This window comes from Reyranella soli, from assembly GCF_007992495.1.
Classification (GTDB): Bacteria; Pseudomonadota; Alphaproteobacteria; order Reyranellales; family Reyranellaceae; genus Reyranella; species Reyranella soli.
In genome coordinates this window covers 18,578-36,012 of sequence record NZ_BKAJ01000077.1, presented here as the reverse complement: position 1 = coordinate 36,012, position 17,435 = coordinate 18,578, and the positions used below count along the sequence as shown (strand labels likewise).

Genomic DNA, 17,435 nt, shown 5'->3' with positions numbered 1-17,435 from the left:
GACCCGACGCGGCCATCACGACATCTTGCGGTCCCTCTTTCCGACGAACCCCAGAAGCCGTCCATGCGTCGCACCGTCCCGCTTGTCCTTGCCGCTGCCCTGCTGTCGGCCGCCTGTGAGCCCTACGGCGACATCAGGGGCTTCGCGCCGGCGCCGGGCACCGTCGACAAGCTCGAGGTCGGCAGCCAGAGCCGCGAGGACGTCGTGCGCCTGGTCGGCTCGCCATCGGCCGTAGGAACCTTCAATCCCAACGTCTGGTACTACATCACCGAGAAGCAGGAAAACTGGGGCCCGTCGCGGCCGTGGATCGCCGAGCAGAACGTGATCCAGATCACCTTCAACGAGCAGGGCCGCGTCGCCAACATCAAGTACTACGACCTCAAGGATGCGCAGAACGTCACCATGGTCTCGCGCATCACGCCGACCTCGGGCAAGGAGCTGACGGTGCTGGAGCAGATCCTGGGCAACGTCGGCAAGTTCAGCGGTCCCAGGCAGCAGAGCAACCCGGGCGCGCCGACCGGCGGCGGTCCCTGAGGCCTTGCCGGAGCGCGGACCTCCAGGTCCGCTCATGGTCTTCGTCTTCCGGACCGCGCGCATCCTGCGCGCTCATGAGCATAAGCGAGCCAGAGGCTCGCGGTCCGGAAGAACATGAGCGGACCTGGAGGTCCGCGCTCCGGCAAAAGAAAAAAGCCCCGGTCCTGCGACCGGGGCTTTCTCTTTACGACCTGTTGTCCGCTCAGTGGGCGAGCACGGCGAGCAGCAGCAGGGCCACGATGTTGGTGATCTTGATCATCGGGTTCACGGCGGGGCCCGCCGTGTCCTTGTACGGGTCGCCGACGGTGTCGCCGGTCACGGCCGCCTTGTGGGCATCCGATCCCTTGCCGCCGAAATGGCCCTCTTCGATGTACTTCTTGGCGTTGTCCCAGGCACCGCCGCCCGCCGTCATCGAGATGGCGACGAAGATGCCGGTGACGATGACGCCCAGCAGCATGGCGCCGACCGCAGCGAAGGCGTCGGCCTTGCCGGCGATCGCCGCGATCACGAAGTACAGCACGATCGGCGACAGCACCGGCAGCAGCGACGGGATCATCATCTCCTTGATCGCGGCCTTGGTGAGCATGTCGACGGCGCGGCCGTAATCCGGCCGGTCAGTGCCCTGCATGATGCCGGGCTTCTCCTTGAACTGCCGACGAACCTCTTCGACCACCGACTGCGCGGCGCGGCCGACAGCCAGCATCGACATGCCGCCGAACAGGTACGGCAAGCCGCCGCCGATCAGCAGGCCGACGACGACGTAGGGGTTCTGCAGCGAGAAGCTGACCGCCTTCACGCCGAGCTTGCCCTGGGCGATGAAGTAGTCGAGGTCCGACGTGTAGGCCGCGAACAGCACCAGCGCACCCAGGCCCGCCGACGCGATGGCGTAGCCCTTGGTGACTGCCTTGGTGGTGTTGCCGACGGCATCGAGCGCGTCGGTGTTCTTGCGCACTTCCTTCGGCAGGCCGGCCATTTCGGCAATGCCGCCGGCATTGTCGGTGACCGGGCCGTAGGCGTCGAGCGCCACCACCATGCCGGCAAGCGCCAGCATCGCAGTCGTGGCGATGGCGATGCCGAACAGGCCGGCCAGCACGTAGCAGACCACGATGCCGGCGCAGATCAGCAGCGCTGGCAGGGCCGTGGCTTCCATCGACATCGCGAGACCCGCGATGACGTTGGTGCCGTGGCCGGTGACCGACGCCTGGGCGACGGCCTTGACCGGACGGTAGTCGGTGCCGGTGTAGTACTCGGTGATCCACACGATCAGGCCGGTGATGGCGAGACCGACCAGCGAGCACCAGAACAGCGTCATGCCGGTGAACTGGCGATCGCCGACCTTGAGCACGGTGGCGTTGCCGATCACCCAGTCGGTGACGAACCAGATGGCCGGGATCGACAGCACGGCGGCCGCGATCACGCCCTTGTACATCGCCCACATGATGCCGCCGTCGGAGCCGAGGCGGACGAAGTAGGTGCCGATGATCGAGGTGATGATGCAGGCGCCGCCGATGGCCAGCGGATAGACCATCAGCTTGTAGACCAGCGCCGGATCGGCCGCGAAGAAGATCGAGGCCAGGACCATGGTGGCGACGGTGGTCACCGCGTAGGTCTCGAACAGGTCGGCGGCCATGCCGGCGCAGTCGCCGACGTTGTCGCCCACGTTGTCGGCGATGGTGGCCGGGTTGCGGGGGTCATCTTCCGGAATGCCGGCTTCGACCTTGCCAACCATGTCGCCGCCGACGTCCGCACCCTTGGTGAAGATGCCGCCGCCGAGACGGGCGAAGATCGAGATCAGCGAGGCGCCGAAGCCAAGCGCCACCAGCGCGTCGATCATCTCGCGGCTGCCCGGGGCGACGCCCATCTTCATGAGAACGGCGAAGTAGCCGACGACGCCCAGCAGGGCGAGGCCAGCGACCAACATGCCGGTCACCGCGCCCGCCTTGAAGGCGAGGTCGAGGCCCTGCCCCAGGCTCTTCTGCGCGGCGACGGCCGTGCGCACGTTGGCGCGCACCGACACGTTCATGCCGATGAAGCCGGTCGCACCCGAGAGCACCGCGCCGATCAGGAAGCCGACGGCGGCATGCTTGCCGAGCAGAATGAAGAGGATGACCAGGACGACGACGCCGACGATGGCGATGGTCGTGTACTGGCGGCGCAGGTAGGCGGCAGCGCCCTCCTGGATAGCCTGCGCGATCTCTTGCATGCGCGCAGTGCCGGAGTCGGCGGCCATGACCCGCGATGCGGTAACGACGCCGTAGAGCACGGCGATGATACCGCAGGCGACGACGGCCCAGATAACGGTAGACATTGTTGGCTAACCTATTGTTTTGACGGCATTTCCAGCCTGGCGCGTGCCGAAGTATCAAGCTCTCCCCCGGCGCGAGGCGGGCGGAAAATGGCAGAACGCCACAATCTGCGCAACCCGTAGCGGGGAAAAGCCCCGCTGCGTCAAGGGCTTGGCTTCAGACGCGGGCGGGATGGCGCAGGCGGAAGACGCCGATGACCAGGAAGGCGATCAGCACCAGGGCGAGCGCGAAATAGTTGAGCATCGCCCAGCCCTGAACCTCCAGGACAACGGAGGCCATCAGGCTCGCCGTCGCCGTGGTGCCGAACACCATGAAATCGTTGAAGGCCTGCGCCTTGCCGCGCTCGGCCTGACGATAGGTCGTGGTGAGCAAGGTCGTGGCGCCGACGAACATGAAGTTCCAGCCGACGCCGTTCAGGCCAAGGGCGATACGGAAGTGCCACTCGGTGACGCCGGTCAGGGCGACGACGACGCCCAGCACCAGGAGCGCGATGCCGACCATCATCATGTTGAACACGCCGAAGCGGGCGATCAGGTTGCCGGTGAAGAAGGCCGGCACGAACATGCCCATGACGTGAACGAAGATGGTGATCGGCGCCTCGGTGGCCTTGAGGCCGCACATCACGATGGCCAGCGGCGAGGCGGCCATGACGAAGGACATCACGCCGAAGGCGATCACCGCGCCGGCGCAGGCAACCATATAGGCCGGCTGCGTCACGATCTCGAACAGGGGGCGTTGCGGACCCGATTGGTCCTCCGACTTCACGGGCGGAAACTCGATGAAGCCCAACACGGTGAAGACGACGACGTGGATGACGATGACGGCGCAGAAGCTCGCCTGGAACAGCGGCAACCAGAGATCAGGTGTGAGGCGCGCCAAGCCAGGACCGAGGATGCCGGCGATGACGCCGCCCGCCGTCACATAGGAAATCGCCTGGGCGCGGAAGTGGCCAGGCGCAAGCTCGACGGCGGCGAAGCGATAGAGCTGCATGTTGGCGACGGCATAGCCCAGGCACAGGCCGCCCAGGCACATCACCAGGAAGCTGCCCATGCCGAGCCCGATCGCCGCAAGGGAGGCGCCGACCATGCCCATCAGCGAGCCGGTGCGGAAGCCGAACTTGCGGCCGCGGCGCATCATCAGCATCGAGGCCGGGAACACCGACAGCATGACGCCGAGATGCTGCATGGTGACGGGCAGGTTCGCCCACATGCGCATGTCGGGCGACACGATGGTCAGCACGGCGAGCGCCGAGGAGGCGAACATCAACGTGTTGCTGCTCTGGGTCAGCGCCTGGCAGGTGGCGAGGAGCCCGATGTTGCGCAGCGAACGGCGCGGGATGCCGCCACCCGACACCGGTTGCGTCTGCTCGACCTTTATCGATCCGTCCATTGGGCGCGCACTCTAGTCGCCCGGCTCCCCTGCCCCAAGCGAATAGGCGGCCCTGCAGTGCAGCTATGACTTAGGTTTGCTTATGGCCGTCCACGGCGCGGCGACGACATTAGAAGTGAACGTAGCCCTTGCGTGGGGCGCGGACCGGGCGGCCGGCGATCGTCAGTTCGACGCCCTTGCCGCGCGTGAAGGTGCCGATGGCGGTGACCTTGACCTTTGCCGCGCGCGCTGCTGCGAGCAACGCCGCTTGCTTGCGTGGCGATACGGCGATCACGAGTTCGTAATCGTCGCCGCCACCCAGGACGTTCGCCCACAGCACGGGCTCGGCTGCAACGAAGCGCCGGGCAGCAGCAGAGAGCGGCACGCGCTCGCGCTCGATGCGAACGGCAAGCCGCGATGCCTCGGCAATGTGGCCGGCATCGGCCAGGAGTCCATCGGAAACATCGGCGACTGCACTTGCGACGCCGACCAGTCGCGGTCCCAGGCCTGAGCGCGGCTGCGGCAAGCGATAGCGCTTCTCGAGTGCTGAAGAAGAGATTCGTCCCCGCGCTGCCAGCAGGCCGAGCGCGCCATCGCCGATCGTGCCGGTGACGAAGAGACGATCACCCGCCCGCGCACCGCCGCGCGTCAGGCCGCGCTCATGCGGCACGCGACCGAACGCCGTCACCGTGACGGTGAGCGGCCCCGGCGTCGTCACGGTATCGCCGCCGCTCAGCACGATGCCGTAGCGCCGCTGATCGGCGGCAAGGCCACGCGCAAAGCCCGCGATCCAGCGCTCGCTCCACGACGTCGGCAGCGACAGCGAGAGCTGGTAGGCGAATGGCTCGCCGCCGCCCGCGGCGAGATCGGACAGACAGACACGCAGCGCCTTGGCCGCCACCAGCTCGGGCTTCTCATCGGCCAGGAAATGCACGCCCGCGACCACCGTGTCGGTCTTGACGACGAGATCGCGCCTCGCGTCGGACGGCAGGAAAGCGTTGTCGCTCAAAAGCCCGCCGGCGCCGGGAAAGCTTTTGGCCAACGGCGCGAAGTAGCGGGCGATCAACTCGAATTCGCCGATGCGCCGGCGGCGCATGCGCTAGCTCGCGAGCTCGGGAGAACGCGACTGGCGCGCCACGCGATCGAGCACCGAATTGACGAAATTCTGCTCGCCCTGGTCATAGAAGGCGTTGGCGATCTCGACATATTCGCTGATCGCCACCTTGGGCGGCACGTCCTTGCGATGGATCAGCTCGTAGGCGCCGGCGAGCAGGATGGCGCGCACCAGCCGATCGGTACGCTCCCAGGTCCAGTCCTGCGCCAGCGCGCCGGTCAGGGTCTGCTCGAGCTCCGCCTTGTGCGCGACGGCGCCTTGGACGACGTCCTTGAACAGCGGCTGGTCGGCATCGCGGCGCATGCCGCCCTCGCCCCCCTCACTCCGGCGCACGTTCAGGAACTGGTCAATGATCTCGGCCGGACCGTGCTCGCCCTCCTGCCATTGAAAGATCGCCTGCACGGCCGCCATGCGCGCGGCTTGGCGCTTGCTGGAGCCAAAGCCCTGTATCGGCTGTGCGCTCATGCGTTCCGCCAGCGGCGGCTGAGCGCCACCATGGCAAGGCAGGCATGCGCGGCATCGCCGCCCTTGTCGCCGCGGTTGGTGAAGGCGCGGGCCTTCGCCTGCTCCATCGTGTCGACCGTGACGATGCCATAGCCGATCGACAGCCGTTCGCGGACGGAGAGATCCATCAGGCCGCGCGCACTCTCGCCGCAGACATAGTCGTAGTGCGTGGTCTCGCCGCGGATGACGCAGCCCAGCGCGACGAAGCCGTCATAGTGGTCGGCCGCCAGGGCAATGGCCCCCGGGATCTCGAAGGCGCCCGGCACGACGATGCGCTCGCTCACCGCGCCGCTCTTGCCGATCTCGCGCTCGGCGCCCTCGATCAGGGCGTCGGCGATCTCGGCGTAGTAGCGCGATTCCACGATCAGGATGCGCGCACCTTTCACTCCGGCGACCGCCGGTCGGGCCGTCGGTGTTTCCGTGCGAGTTGACATGGCTAGCGGGCCGGTCTGCCGGGAACCGGCTTCTGGCCGACGATCTTCAGACCAAAGCCTTCGAGGCCGACGACGGACTTGTTGCTGTGACTGAGCAGCACCATCTCGCGCACGCCGAGGTCGATCAGGATCTGGGCGCCGACTCCATAGTCGCGCAGCTCGCCACCTGCAGGCTCGATCGCCTCGCCGGCGCGGCGCCGCTGCTCGGACAGCATGACGGTCGGCGGCTCGCGGATCAGCACGATCACGCCCCTGCCCTCCTTGGCGATCTCCTGCATGGAGGCCTCGATCTCGCCGCCGCGGCCGGTGTTCCTCTGGCCGAGCACATCGGTGAAGATGTTGACGGCGTGCATGCGCACCATGACCGGGCCGCCCGCCGCCGGGTCGCCCTTCACCAGGGCGAGGTGCTGGGCCATCGTCACCTTGTTCACGTAGATGACGCAGCGGAAGTCGCCGCCGTAGATGCTGGTGAAGGTGGTCTCGCTCAGCCGCCGGACGATCGAATCGTAGCGCCGGCGATAGGCGATCAGGTCGGCGATGGTGCCGATCTTGAGTCCGTGGCGCTGGGCGAAGGTGATGAGATCGTTGCGACGGGCCATCGTGCCGTCGTCGTTCATGATCTCGCAGACGACACCCGCCGGCGTGAGCCCGGCGAGCCGCGCCAGGTCGACGGCGGCCTCGGTGTGGCCGGTGCGCTCCAGCGTGCCGCCTTCGCGCGCCACCAGCGGGAAGACGTGGCCCGGCGTCACGATGTCCTGCGGCCCGCACGAGGGATCGATCGCCACCGCGACGGTACGAGCGCGGTCGGCGGCCGAGATGCCTGTGGTCACGCCCTCGCGCGCCTCGATCGACACGGTGAAGGCGGTCTGGTGGCGGGTGCCGTTGTTCTGCGCCATCAGCGGCAGGCCGAGCTGTTCGACGCGCTCGCGGGTCAGCGCCAGGCAGATCAGGCCACGCGCGTGCTTGGCCATGAAGTTGATGGCGTCGGGCGTCGCCCATTGAGCCGGGATGACGAGGTCGCCCTCGTTCTCGCGGTCCTCGTCGTCGACCAGGATGAACATCCGGCCGCGACGGGCTTCCTCGATGATGTCTTCGGCCGCAGCCTTCACCTCGGAGAAGGTGATGCGCCAGGCGTCCTTTTCGAGCGCGCTCATGATCTTCCGTGCTCCAACAATCGCTGAACGTAACGCGCGAGCATATCGACCTCAAGGTTGACCCGATGACCCGGCTTGGCCTGTCCCAGGGTCGTAACCGCTTGAGTATGTGGAATAATGTTGACGCCGAAGCGATTTCCCTCGACTTCGTTCACCGTAAGGGAAATGCCATCGATGGCGACCGAGCCCTTGGAGGCGATGAAGCGCGCCAGCTCGGGCGGCGCCTCGAACACGAACCGCACGCTGCCGCCTTCCGGCGTCATCGACGCGATCGTGCCCACGCCGTCGACATGGCCATAGACCAGGTGGCCGCCCAGTTCGTCGCCGAGCTTGAGCGACAGTTCGAGGTTGATCCGGCTGCCGAGCTTCCAGTCGCCGAGATGGGTCTTGGCCAGGCTCTCGCCCGAGACCTCGACGGCGAACCAGTCGGCCCCCTTCTCGACCACCGTCAGGCAGCAGCCCGAGCAGGCGATCGAGGCACCGATGGCGATCGGCGCCATGTCGTGCCGGGTGCGCACCACGAAGCGGCGGTCGCCGCTGTTGCCGCCGGGGGTGACCGAGGTGATCTCGCCGATGTCGGTGACGATGCCGGTGAACATGACCCTTACCTATGCCCCTCTCGCCCAGCTTTCCACCGTGTCACCCTGCAGTAAGCGGGCCGAAATCAGCCTGAACCGGGGCGCGAAATCCAGCCGGTTGAAGCCAAGCTCGCCGACCGCAGAGCGGCCGTCAGCGCCCAGGACCAAGCCCGCCCGATAGCTGGTGATGCGGTCGATCAGGCCGGCCTTCAGGAAGGCCGCGGCCACCTGGCCGCCGCCTTCGACCAGCACGCGGGTCAGTCCCCGCTGGCCGAGCGCCTGCGCCGCGGCGGCGACATCGACGCGGCCATCGCCTGCGGCGGCGACCTCAATGATCTCAACGCCGGCCTTGTGCAAGACCTGACGCTGGCCGGCCGGCGCGGCATTCGTGCACACGAGCCAGACCGGCACCTGCCGAGCCGTGGTCGCGAGCTTCGATTTTTCCGCCAGACCCGCCTTCGAATCGAGCACGATGCGTACCGGCGAATAGGCGCCGAGCCCGGGCAGGCGGCAGGTCAGGTCGGGATCGTCGGCCGCGACCGTTCCGGCGCCGACCAGGATCGCGTCATGGATGGCGCGCAAACGATGGCCGTCGGCGCGCGCGCCCTCGCCCGTGATCCATTTGCTCTCGCCCGATGCCGTCGCAATGCGCCCGTCGAGGGACGAGGCGAGCTTGAGATGGAACAAGGGCCGGCCGGCGCGAACGCGCAACAGGAAGCCGGCATTGACCTCTTCGGCTTCGCGGGCGCCCTCGCCCACCTCGACGGCGATGCCCGCGTCGCGCAGCCGCGCATGGCCCTGGCCGTTCACCGCTGGATTGGGATCCTCCATCGCCGACACGACGCGCGCCACGCCCGCGCGCACCAGCGCGTCGGCGCAGGGCGGCGACTTGCCGAAATGGGAACAGGGCTCGAGCGTCACATAGACCGTCGCACCGCGCGCCGCCTCGCCTGCCTTGCCGAGCGCGTCGACTTCGGCGTGCGGGCGTCCGCCGTCCTGCGTGCGGCCGCGCGCGATGACGCGACCGTCCTTGGCGATGACGCAGCCCACGGCCGGGTTCGGCCAGGTGCGCCCGAGCGACCGGCGCGCCTGCGCGAGCGCGGCGCGCATCATCGCGTCAGTCCTTGAGGTTGGTCTCGGCGAGATCGGAGATGAACTCCTCGAAGTCACGGGCCTCGCGGAAATTGCGATAGACCGAGGCGAAGCGCACATAGGCCACCGGATCGAGCGCGCGCAGCGCGTCCATCACCAGCTCGCCGATCTGCGTCGAGGGGATCTCGCTCTCGCCGGAGCTTTCGAGGCGCCGGACGATGCCGTTCACCACGCGCTCGACGCGCTCGGGATCGACCGGCCGCTTGCGGCAGGCGACCGAGATCGAGCGGGCGAGCTTGTCACGATCGAACTGCACACGCTGGCCGTTCTTCTTGACCACCGTGAGCTCGCGCAGCTGCACGCGCTCGAAGGTGGTGAAGCGCGATCCGCACGACGGGCAGTAGCGCCGCCGGCGGATCGCCGAATTGTCGTCAGTCGGTCGCGAGTCCTTAACCTGGGTGTCCTCGTGACCGCAAAATGGACAGCGCATTCTCTCCCCCTGTTGTCCTTTGCGCTCGCGTCAGTCTCGGTAGATCGGAAAGCGGGAACAAAGCGCGTGAACCTTGGCGCGGACCTGCGCCTCGACCTGGGCGTCGCCGTCCGGGCCGTTCTTGGCGATGCCGTCGAGCACGTCGGCGATCAGATGGCCGACCTGGCGGAACTCCGCCACGCCGAAACCGCGCGTCGTGCCGGCGGGCGACCCCAATCGCACGCCGGACGTGATGGTGTACTTCTCCGGATCGCCCGGGATGCTGTTCTTGTTGACGGTGATGCCGGCGCGATCGAGCACCTTCTCGGCCGACACGCCGGTCGCCTTCTTCGGACGGAGATCGACCAGCATGACGTGGCTGTCGGTGCCGCCCGAGATGATCTTCAGGCCGCGCTCGGTCAGCGCCGAGGCGAGCGCGCGCGCATTGTCGACGGTATTCTGGGCGTAGACCTTGAACTCGGGGCGCAGCGCCTCGCCGAAGGCCACGGCCTTGGCGGCGATGATGTGCATCAGCGGGCCGCCCTGCAGGCCGGGGAACACTGCCGAGTTGATCTTCTTGCCGATGTCGGCATCGATCGACAGCACCATGCCGCCGCGCGGGCCGCGCAGCGTCTTGTGCGTGGTCGTGGTCACGACATGGGCGTGCGGCAGCGGGCTGGGATAGACGCCCGCCGCGACCAGGCCGGCATAGTGCGCCATGTCGACCATGAAGAAGGCGCCGATCTCGTCGGCAACCTTGCGGAAGCGCGCCCAGTCGATGTGACGCGAATAGGCCGAGGCGCCGGCCACGATCAGCTTGGGCTTCTCGCGGCGCGCGGTTTCCTCCATCTGCTCGTAGTCGATCAGGTGCGTGTCGGGCGTCACGCCGTAGGACACGACCTTGAACCACTTGCCCGACTGGTTGGCGGGCGAGCCGTGCGTGAGATGGCCGCCCTGGTCGAGCGCCATGCCCATGAACTTGTCGCCCGGCTGCAGCAGCGCCATGAACACGGCCTGGTTGGCCTGCGCGCCGGAGTGCGGCTGGACGTTGGCGAAGCTGCAGTCGAACAGCTTGCAGGCGCGGTCGATGGCGAGCTGCTCGGCCTTGTCGACCTCCTCGCAGCCGCCGTAGTAGCGGCGGCCGGGATAGCCCTCGGCATACTTGTTGGTCAGCACCGACCCTGCGGCCTCGAGCACGGCGCGCGAGACGATATTCTCCGACGCGATCAGCTCGATCTGCTCGCGCTGACGATGCAGCTCGCCTTTGACGGCCGCATCGACCAACGGATCGGCCTCGGCCAGGCTACGCGTGAACATCGGCAGCGGCGTGTCGGTCGTCTTGGCAGCGGTTTGACTCATTTCGTGCAGCCCTTTGACAGCTTGGCAACGCGGCCGGCGTGGCGGCCGCCTTCGAACTTGGTATCGAGAAAGACTTTTAGCGCCTCGCGGGCGGTTTCGGTGCCGATCAGGCGCTGGCCGAACGCCACCACGTTGGCATCGTTGTGCTGGCGTGACAGACGCGCCGAGGTGACGTCATGAACGAGAGCCGCCCGCACCTTGGGGTTGCGATTGGCGGCCATCGAGATGCCGATGCCGGTGCCGCAGACCAGGACACCCTTCACCGCCTGTCCCGACGCCACCGCGTCAGCCATCGCCATGCCGAAGTCGGGATAGTCGACCGACTGCGTGGAATCGGTGCCGAGATCCAGCACATCGTGACCCGCCTCCTGCAGGTCGCGCTTGAGAATCTCTTTCAGGTCGAAGCCGGCATGATCCGACGCGACCGCGATGGCGCCCCCCGGCATTTCGACCAACGATCCCCTCTAACTGTTGAGACCCCGGATACCATATCCGGGGCCGCGGTGTCACGGTTCCGCAAAATCGTGGAAAGTGACCTACAAGACGTTGAATCGGCTCAGGAAAAGCGGCGGCCCAGAACGACGATGCCCGCGGCGGCGGCCTGAAGCACCGCACCTGCCATGAATACCTCGATATAGGCGTCGGTGACCTCGCGCAATCCGCCGAAGATGGCGGGAGCGAAAGCGAACACCGCCTGGTTGATCGCCGTGACGAGGGCCACAACGGTGCCCGCATCGGCCGCCCGGAATTCGCGCTGGGCGATCAGCGGTGGCAGCGACGTGAGATTGCCCGCCCCCAGGCCGAACAGCATGCAACCCAGAGCCAGCGGCGCCATGCGATCGCCGAATGCCAGCAGCAGCGTGCCGGCGGCCTGCGTCAGGAGATTCGCGGCCGCTGCAAGCCGACGGTCATGCTCGCCCAGCAGCCATCCCATCAGAGTGCGACCCAGCACGGCGCAGAGCGTGGCCAGGCCGATCGCCAGCGCCGCCATCGTCGCGCCGAAGGCCGGTTCGAGCCTTGCGATCAGATGCGCGAACAGGCCGATCTGGACGAACATGCCGAGGGCAAAGGCCACCGACATCGTGAGGAAGCGTGACTGGCCGAGCAAGGCGCGACGCGGCGTCGGCGGCGCGGCCTTCGACGCCGTGCCGGGCGGCGCGCGTCTCAGCACGGCCCAAGCCACCGGACAGATCACGCCGACTGTCGCAAGCGCAACCAGTCGACCGGCAGAGCCAAGTCCAGCGTGGGCGATCAGCGCCGTCCATAGCGGTACGAACAGCAGGCCGCCGATGCTGGCACCATTGAATGCCGTGCTGATGGCTCTCGGCCGGTCGCGCTCGAACCAGGGCGCGACGATGAGGTTGAGCGCCGCCCCGCTCATCGCCGACCAGCCCGCGCCGCTCAGCAGCACGGCCGGCACGAGCTGCCAGATCTCCTGTGCGTTGGTCCACGCAACGGCGCCGGCCGCCGTACAGACGGCGCCGGCAACGGTGATCGAGGCGGCGCCGAAACGGCGATGCGCGTCGGGCACGACGGTGATGAGGACCGCGCCCACCAGGAAATGCGCCGTGATCGCCAACGAGATCGTGGCGATCGGCCAGCCGTGGGAGCGATTCAGCGCGGCCAGGTAGACCCCCGGTCCGTAGAAGCCGACGCCCCAACCGAACACGGCGATGACGAACGCTGCCCAGACAACGCGCCGGCCGTGACTGCCGTCTAGATCGGCCGGCGCCACAGTACCACCAGCTCGCGACGCGTCTCGAACCCCAGGCCCCGGTACAACGCCACGGCCGCCGCATTGTCCGGCCGGACATGCAGGAACGGCCGTTCGCCCTGGGCGAAGGCGTGTCGCATCAGCTCTCGCGTGAGCGCCGCGCCATAGCCCTTCCCGCGCGCCTCGGGGTGCACGCAGATGGCGCTGAGCTCGACATGGCCCGGAACGCGCAGCCGTTCGCCGGCCATCGCCACCAGCCGGTCGCCGTGGCGGATGCCGACATAGCGGCCGAGCAATGCCGTGCGCTTGCCGAACGGCCCCGGCTCGGTCGCCGCGACCAGATCGAGCATGGCCGCCGCGTCGGCAGGCGACAGCACTGTCACCGGAGGCCCGCCCTGCTCCGGCTGCCGCGACGCCACCATCTGCAGCAAGGCGAAGCGGCTGGTCTCCTCCCAGCCATCCGGCAGCGGCTCGGCCTGCGGCCGGAACAGGCGTGCCTCCGTTCCCGCAGGAAGGTCGGCCGCGAGATCGGCGTAGCCGGCGGCGCTGGGTTCGGCGATGGCGGAGAACGGCGCGATGTCGCGCGGATAGTGCCGTGCCAGGCCGCGGCCCAGCGCGTGCTGGCGATGCGGTCCCTCGAGCGCATGCCAGATCGGATTGTCGAGGACGTTGATCGTCATGGCGCGCGGAACAATGCCTTCCCTCTTATAACCTATTAACGGGTTATATGGTTATTTCCTGTCGCTGGGCTTGTCAACCGGTCAACCGGTTATTAAGCCCAAGGATGAAAGACGGCTCGCCGGAATCAGACTCCATCGCCATGCTCGACGCCGAGGAATGTGAACGGGCGCGCGTCCGCCGCGATCGCCGCTATGACGGCCGTTTCTTCTCGGGCGTGCGCACCACGCGCATCTATTGTCGGCCCGTCTGCCCGGTGCGGCCGGCGCAGGGCAGGAACGTCGCCTTCTATCCGACGGCGGCCGCCGCCGAAGCCGCGGGCTTCCGTCCCTGCCTGCGCTGCCGGCCCGAGACGGCACCGTTCTCGCCGGCATGGCTGGGATCGCTCACCACCGTGCGACGGGCCATGCGGCTGATCCGCGACGGCGCGCTCGACCGCGGCACCGTCGAGGACCTTGCGACGCGGCTGGGCATCGGCCCGCGCCATCTCGATCGCCTGTTCCAGCGACATGTCGGAGCGAGCCCATTGCAGGTCGCGCGCACGATGCGCGTGCAGCGCGCCAAGCGCCTGCTCGACCAGACGACGCTGCCGATGACCCACGTCGCGGCGCGCGCGGGCTTCGCCAGCCTGCGCCGCTTCAATGCCGTCTTCGCCGAGGTCTACAAGCGCACGCCGAGCGAGGTCCGCAAACATGGGAAAAGAGGCCGGATAAACGATGCATAGAGCGACAACGCGGAGAAGCAACGCAACGAGCCGATTATATAACTATAGTTCCAATAGTCAAGAACTGTGGTCTATCGATAGTTTTTGCGCTCCATAGAGGCCATTTCGGCGCACTATTGTCGGCCGCTGCCAGCAATGCTTTCACCGCCGGCAAAGAAAAAGGGCCCGGTAACGGGCCCTTCTCCTCGAAGCCTTCGCGTCTACTTCTTGATCGGCGCCGACTTGCCGTCCTTCCAGATGTAGATGTCGTAGACCGGGTTCTTGATGTCGCCCTTCTGGTCGAACTCGAGCACCCCGACGGCGCTGTCGAACTTGCCGCCACGCAGCGCGGCCGCGACCTTGGCGGCGTCGGTCGACTTCGCCTTGTTGGCGGCGTCGGCCCACGCCTTGACGGCGGCGTAGCTGAACAGCGTATAGCCTTCCGGGTTGTACTTGGCGTCGCGGAACTTCTTCACCAGGGCGGCGTTCTTCGGGTCGTCCTCGACCTTGGGCGGGAACGACATCAGCACGCCGTCGGTGGCGGCGCCGCCGAGCTGGGCGAACTCCGCCGTCTCGAGCGAATCGAAGCCCACCATCTTGGCGGCGAGCCCCTGCTCCTTCGACTGCTTGATGATCAGCGCACCCGCGGTGTGGTAGCCGCCGAGCACGATGATGTCGATCTTCGCCTGCTTCATCTTGTTGATCAGCGCGGTGAAGTCCTTGTCGGTGTCGTTGTAGGCCTCGTACATGGCCTCCTTCAGGCCGCCCTTGTTCAGCGCCTTCTTGGTCTCGTCGGCGACGCCCTTGCCGTAAGGCGACTTGTCGTGCAGCACCGCGACCTTGGCGTTCTTGAAGTTCTTCAGGATGTAAGCACCGACCGTGGCGCCCTGCACGTCGTCGCGGCCGCAGGTGCGGAACACCGTGGTGTTGCCCTTGGTGAAGGCGTCGTCGGTCAGCTTGATGTTGGTCGAGGCCGGCGTGATCTGCAGGATCTTGCCTTCCTTGTAGATGTCCGACGCCGGGATCGACGAGCCCGAGCAGAAGTGGCCGGCCACGAAGACGACCTTGTCCGACACCATCTTGTTGGCGACGGCCGTCGCCTGCTTGGGATCGCAGGCATCGTCACCGATCACCAGCTCGAGCTTCTGGCCGTTCACGCCGCCCGCGGCATTGACGTCCTCGACCGCCATCATGGCGCCGCGGCGCAGCTGCTCGCCGAACGCGGCGTTGGCGCCGGTCATCGGTCCCGCCGAGCCGATCTTGATCTGCGCGAAGGCCGGCGTCGCCATCAATGCGATGGCCGCGACGGCAAGTGCGCCATAGGTTTTCTTCATACAAGCCTCCTAGTTCGCCCCGAAAGGTTCCCCGTCTCCACGGCTGTGGAGCATGCGATAGATTAGTGCCGCTCCTCCCAGCCCAGCAAGCCTTTGCGCCTGTAAAGCCAGGGATACTGGCGCACCATCTGGCGCACATGAGTGAGCCGGTAGGCGAAGGCGGCGACCGCGAGTTGCACGGCCCAGCCGAGCAGGAAGCCGCCTACCGACCACAGCTCGCCATCGTCGAGCGCATAGTCGAGAAAACGCAGAAGGCCCGAAAGCAGCGCCGTATAGAAGACGATCTGCCCCCACGGACGCCAGGTGATGGCGACGGCGTGGCCGGAGGCGAAGGCGCCCGGCGCAATCAGGCAGTTGAACAGCAGGAAGGCCGGCAGGCTGTCGCCGAACCACTCGAGCATGAAGGTGTCGAGCAGGCTCATGCGTGGCCACCTTCCAGATAGGCGGCGCGCACCTCGGCGTTGGCCAAGAGTTCGCGGCCGGTGCCGCTGAGGCGCACCCGGCCGTTGGCCAGCACGTAGCCGCGATCGGCGAGGCGCAGCGCATGGAAGGCGTTCTGCTCGACCAGGAAGATCGTCACCCCCTCCTCGCGCGCGATGCGGGCGATCGCCTCGAAGATCTGCCGCACGATCAGCGGTGCCAGCCCGAGCGACGGCTCGTCGAGCAGCAGCAGCCGCGGCCGGCTCATCAGGGCGCGGCCGATCGCCAGCATCTGCTGCTCGCCGCCCGACAGCGTGCCGCCGCGCTGCTCGCGCCGCTCGGCGAGCCGCGGGAACATGGCGAAGACGCGCTCCAGGTCGTGCTGGAAGTGCGTGGGATCGACCAGCGTGGCGCCCATCTGCAGGTTCTCGAACACGCTCATGCGCGGGAAGATGCGGCGGCCCTCGGGCACCTGCGCCACCCCGCGCCGCACGATCTCGTGGGTGGCGAGGCCAGTGATGTCCTCGCCGTCGAGCGCGATGCTGCCGTCGCGGGCCCGCGGGTTGCCGCAGATCGTCATCAGCAGGGTCGACTTGCCCGCGCCATTGGCGCCGATCAAGGTCACGATCTCGCCCTTGGCGACCCGCAGGTCGACGCCATGCAGGGCCTGGATGGCGCCGTAGAACGTCGCCACGCCGCGCACCTCGAGCATGGTCTCAGCCATTGCTGTCACCCCGAGCGAAGCGAGGGGCCTTTCCTGGCGCCGCGAAAGGTCCCTCGCTGCGCTCGGGATGACACCGGCCGCTAATCACCGATCGCCTCCTCATCTGTCCCGAGATAGGCGCGGATGACGGCGGGGTCGCGCTGCACCTCGGCCGGCGGGCCCTCGGCGATCTTGCGGCCGTAGTCGAGCACGACGACGTGGTTGGAGATGTTCATGACCACGCTCATGTCGTGCTCGATCAGCAGCACCCCGATGCCGTCGCGGTCGCGGATCGACACCAGGAGCTGGTTGAGCTCGGCCGATTCGCGCGGGTTCAGTCCGGCCGCCGGCTCGTCGAGGCAGAGCAGCCTGGGCTCGGTGCACATGGCGCGGGCGATCTCCAGGCGCCGCTGTGCGCCGTACGGCAGCTCGCCCGCCGGGCGGTCGGCGTCGGCTAAAAGGCCGATGCGCTCGAGCCAGGCGCGCGCCAACGCGATCGCAGCCTCCTCGGCAACGCGATAGACCGGGAGGCCGAGCAGGCCGAACACGCTGTAGCCCGACGCCAGCATCAGCTTGTTGTGCTGCGCCACCAGAAGGTTCTCGAGGACCGTCATGGCCGGGAACAGCCGGATGTTCTGGAAGGTTCTAGCCACGCGCGCCCGCTGGCCGATCTCGTGGCCCAGCATGCGCTCGAGCAGATAGTCGCGGTCGCCGCGCAAGGTCAGGCGGCCCACGGTCGGCTTGTAGAAGCCGGTGATGCAGTTGAAGACGGTGGTCTTGCCCGCGCCGTTGGGGCCGATGATCGCCGTGATCTCGCGCGGTCGGCCGCTGAAGGAGACGTCGTCGATGGCGACCAGGCCGCCGAAGCGCATGGTGAGATGCTCGACCTCGATCAGGGGGGTGACGGCGTTCATTTAAATTCCGTCATCCCGAGCGGAGCCGCCCAAAGGGCGGCGTAGCCGAGGGACCTT

Annotated in this window: 19 protein-coding genes; 2 read left to right on the top strand and 17 right to left on the bottom strand. The window is 67.5% G+C overall.

The genetic code is table 11. From position 1 onward, the window contains the following. The first annotated feature begins 63 nt into the window (after nucleotides 1-63). Nucleotides 64-534 carry an outer membrane protein assembly factor BamE gene (locus tag RSO01_RS22380; RefSeq protein WP_170303267.1) on the top strand — a complete coding sequence of 157 codons (471 nt, stop codon included), beginning with the start codon at nucleotides 64-66 and terminating at the stop codon, nucleotides 532-534. A 202-nt stretch (nucleotides 535-736) separates the two neighbouring features. Here RSO01_RS22380 and RSO01_RS22375 read toward each other — a convergent pair whose 3' ends face one another. From RSO01_RS22375 to RSO01_RS22315, 13 genes are all read right to left on the bottom strand, one after another. Next, the gene (locus RSO01_RS22375; protein WP_147151679.1) at nucleotides 737-2,842 is read right to left on the bottom strand and encodes a sodium-translocating pyrophosphatase; all 2,106 of its coding nucleotides are present in this window, start codon (nucleotides 2,840-2,842) and stop codon (nucleotides 737-739) included. 154 nt (nucleotides 2,843-2,996) lie between these two features. Further along, entirely contained in the window at nucleotides 2,997-4,229 is a 1,233-nt protein-coding gene (locus tag RSO01_RS22370) for an MFS transporter (RefSeq protein ID WP_147151678.1), read from the bottom strand. Between the two features lie 109 nt (nucleotides 4,230-4,338). Next, nucleotides 4,339-5,304, bottom strand: a complete 966-nt coding sequence (gene thiL / locus RSO01_RS22365; protein WP_147151677.1) for a thiamine-phosphate kinase — start codon at nucleotides 5,302-5,304, stop codon at nucleotides 4,339-4,341. 3 nt (nucleotides 5,305-5,307) lie between these two features. Then, complete coding sequence (gene nusB, locus RSO01_RS22360) at nucleotides 5,308-5,787, bottom strand: transcription antitermination factor NusB (protein WP_147151676.1); 480 nt, start codon at nucleotides 5,785-5,787, stop codon at nucleotides 5,308-5,310. Continuing rightward, entirely contained in the window at nucleotides 5,784-6,260 is a 477-nt protein-coding gene (locus RSO01_RS22355; RefSeq protein WP_147151675.1) for a 6,7-dimethyl-8-ribityllumazine synthase, read from the bottom strand. Before RSO01_RS22355 ends, nusB begins: the two co-directional genes overlap by 4 nt. A gap of 2 nt (nucleotides 6,261-6,262) precedes the next feature. Next, entirely contained in the window at nucleotides 6,263-7,414 is a 1,152-nt protein-coding gene (gene ribB / locus RSO01_RS22350) for a 3,4-dihydroxy-2-butanone-4-phosphate synthase (RefSeq protein WP_147151674.1), read from the bottom strand. Further along, a complete protein-coding gene (locus RSO01_RS22345; protein ID WP_147151673.1) occupies nucleotides 7,411-8,013 on the bottom strand; it encodes a riboflavin synthase in 603 nt (200 codons plus the stop codon). The genes ribB and RSO01_RS22345 overlap by 4 nt, the downstream gene beginning before the upstream one ends. A 9-nt stretch (nucleotides 8,014-8,022) precedes the next feature. Beyond that, nucleotides 8,023-9,105 (bottom strand): bifunctional diaminohydroxyphosphoribosylaminopyrimidine deaminase/5-amino-6-(5-phosphoribosylamino)uracil reductase RibD, encoded by a 1,083-nt coding sequence (gene ribD, locus RSO01_RS22340; protein WP_218037431.1) that lies wholly within the window; start codon nucleotides 9,103-9,105, stop codon nucleotides 8,023-8,025. 4 nt (nucleotides 9,106-9,109) lie between these two features. Next, complete coding sequence (gene nrdR, locus RSO01_RS22335; RefSeq protein WP_092821256.1) at nucleotides 9,110-9,574, bottom strand: transcriptional regulator NrdR; 465 nt, start codon at nucleotides 9,572-9,574, stop codon at nucleotides 9,110-9,112. A gap of 30 nt (nucleotides 9,575-9,604) precedes the next feature. After that, nucleotides 9,605-10,912: a serine hydroxymethyltransferase gene (gene glyA, locus RSO01_RS22330; protein WP_281291487.1), complete on the bottom strand. Its 1,308-nt coding sequence runs from the start codon at nucleotides 10,910-10,912 to the stop codon at nucleotides 9,605-9,607. Beyond that, a complete protein-coding gene (gene rpiB / locus RSO01_RS22325) occupies nucleotides 10,909-11,358 on the bottom strand; it encodes a ribose 5-phosphate isomerase B (RefSeq protein ID WP_147151672.1) in 450 nt (149 codons plus the stop codon). The genes glyA and rpiB overlap by 4 nt, the downstream gene beginning before the upstream one ends. 110 nt (nucleotides 11,359-11,468) lie before the next feature. Then, nucleotides 11,469-12,647: an MFS transporter gene (locus RSO01_RS22320; protein WP_147151671.1), complete on the bottom strand. Its 1,179-nt coding sequence runs from the start codon at nucleotides 12,645-12,647 to the stop codon at nucleotides 11,469-11,471. Then, on the bottom strand, nucleotides 12,629-13,306 hold the full coding sequence (locus RSO01_RS22315) for a GNAT family N-acetyltransferase (protein WP_147151670.1): 678 nt from the start codon (nucleotides 13,304-13,306) through the stop codon (nucleotides 12,629-12,631). The genes RSO01_RS22320 and RSO01_RS22315 overlap by 19 nt, the downstream gene beginning before the upstream one ends. A gap of 104 nt (nucleotides 13,307-13,410) precedes the next feature. Between RSO01_RS22315 and RSO01_RS22310 the strand changes: the two genes are divergently transcribed. Next, nucleotides 13,411-14,028, top strand: coding sequence for a bifunctional transcriptional activator/DNA repair enzyme AdaA (locus RSO01_RS22310; RefSeq protein ID WP_246158672.1), 618 nt, complete (start codon nucleotides 13,411-13,413; stop codon nucleotides 14,026-14,028). A gap of 200 nt (nucleotides 14,029-14,228) precedes the next feature. Here RSO01_RS22310 and RSO01_RS22305 read toward each other — a convergent pair whose 3' ends face one another. The 4 genes from RSO01_RS22305 to RSO01_RS22290 all read right to left on the bottom strand — a co-directional run bounded on the left by RSO01_RS22305 (nucleotide 14,229) and on the right by RSO01_RS22290 (nucleotide 17,378). Further along, entirely contained in the window at nucleotides 14,229-15,341 is a 1,113-nt protein-coding gene (locus tag RSO01_RS22305; RefSeq protein ID WP_147151669.1) for a branched-chain amino acid ABC transporter substrate-binding protein, read from the bottom strand. Nucleotides 15,342-15,403: 62 nt separating this feature from the next. Further along, nucleotides 15,404-15,763: a DUF6867 family protein gene (locus RSO01_RS22300; protein ID WP_147151668.1), complete on the bottom strand. Its 360-nt coding sequence runs from the start codon at nucleotides 15,761-15,763 to the stop codon at nucleotides 15,404-15,406. After that, the gene (locus RSO01_RS22295; protein WP_246158671.1) at nucleotides 15,760-16,485 is read right to left on the bottom strand and encodes an ABC transporter ATP-binding protein; all 726 of its coding nucleotides are present in this window, start codon (nucleotides 16,483-16,485) and stop codon (nucleotides 15,760-15,762) included. Before RSO01_RS22295 ends, RSO01_RS22300 begins: the two co-directional genes overlap by 4 nt. A gap of 80 nt (nucleotides 16,486-16,565) precedes the next feature. Then, on the bottom strand, nucleotides 16,566-17,378 hold the full coding sequence (locus RSO01_RS22290; RefSeq protein ID WP_147151667.1) for an ABC transporter ATP-binding protein: 813 nt from the start codon (nucleotides 17,376-17,378) through the stop codon (nucleotides 16,566-16,568). Nucleotides 17,379-17,435 lie beyond the last annotated feature (57 nt).

Bases quoted from the DNA above. Each gene is read 5' to 3' on its own strand.
- RSO01_RS22380 (WP_170303267.1), top strand. From the start codon at position 64: ATGCGTCGCACCGTCCCGCTTGTCCTTGCCGCTGCCCTGCTGTCGGCC.
- RSO01_RS22375 (WP_147151679.1), bottom strand. From the start codon at position 2,842: ATGTCTACCGTTATCTGGGCCGTCGTCGCCTGCGGTATCATCGCCGTG.
- RSO01_RS22370 (WP_147151678.1), bottom strand. From the start codon at position 4,229: ATGGACGGATCGATAAAGGTCGAGCAGACGCAACCGGTGTCGGGTGGC.
- thiL (WP_147151677.1), bottom strand. From the start codon at position 5,304: ATGCGCCGCCGGCGCATCGGCGAATTCGAGTTGATCGCCCGCTACTTC.
- nusB (WP_147151676.1), bottom strand. From the start codon at position 5,787: ATGAGCGCACAGCCGATACAGGGCTTTGGCTCCAGCAAGCGCCAAGCC.
- RSO01_RS22355 (WP_147151675.1), bottom strand. From the start codon at position 6,260: ATGTCAACTCGCACGGAAACACCGACGGCCCGACCGGCGGTCGCCGGA.
- ribB (WP_147151674.1), bottom strand. From the start codon at position 7,414: ATGAGCGCGCTCGAAAAGGACGCCTGGCGCATCACCTTCTCCGAGGTG.
- RSO01_RS22345 (WP_147151673.1), bottom strand. From the start codon at position 8,013: ATGTTCACCGGCATCGTCACCGACATCGGCGAGATCACCTCGGTCACC.
- ribD (WP_218037431.1), bottom strand. From the start codon at position 9,105: ATGATGCGCGCCGCGCTCGCGCAGGCGCGCCGGTCGCTCGGGCGCACC.
- nrdR (WP_092821256.1), bottom strand. From the start codon at position 9,574: ATGCGCTGTCCATTTTGCGGTCACGAGGACACCCAGGTTAAGGACTCG.
- glyA (WP_281291487.1), bottom strand. From the start codon at position 10,912: ATGAGTCAAACCGCTGCCAAGACGACCGACACGCCGCTGCCGATGTTC.
- rpiB (WP_147151672.1), bottom strand. From the start codon at position 11,358: ATGCCGGGGGGCGCCATCGCGGTCGCGTCGGATCATGCCGGCTTCGAC.
- RSO01_RS22315 (WP_147151670.1), bottom strand. From the start codon at position 13,306: ATGACGATCAACGTCCTCGACAATCCGATCTGGCATGCGCTCGAGGGA.
- RSO01_RS22310 (WP_246158672.1), top strand. From the start codon at position 13,411: ATGAAAGACGGCTCGCCGGAATCAGACTCCATCGCCATGCTCGACGCC.
- RSO01_RS22305 (WP_147151669.1), bottom strand. From the start codon at position 15,341: ATGAAGAAAACCTATGGCGCACTTGCCGTCGCGGCCATCGCATTGATG.
- RSO01_RS22300 (WP_147151668.1), bottom strand. From the start codon at position 15,763: ATGAGCCTGCTCGACACCTTCATGCTCGAGTGGTTCGGCGACAGCCTG.
- RSO01_RS22295 (WP_246158671.1), bottom strand. From the start codon at position 16,485: ATGGCTGAGACCATGCTCGAGGTGCGCGGCGTGGCGACGTTCTACGGC.
- RSO01_RS22290 (WP_147151667.1), bottom strand. From the start codon at position 17,378: ATGAACGCCGTCACCCCCCTGATCGAGGTCGAGCATCTCACCATGCGC.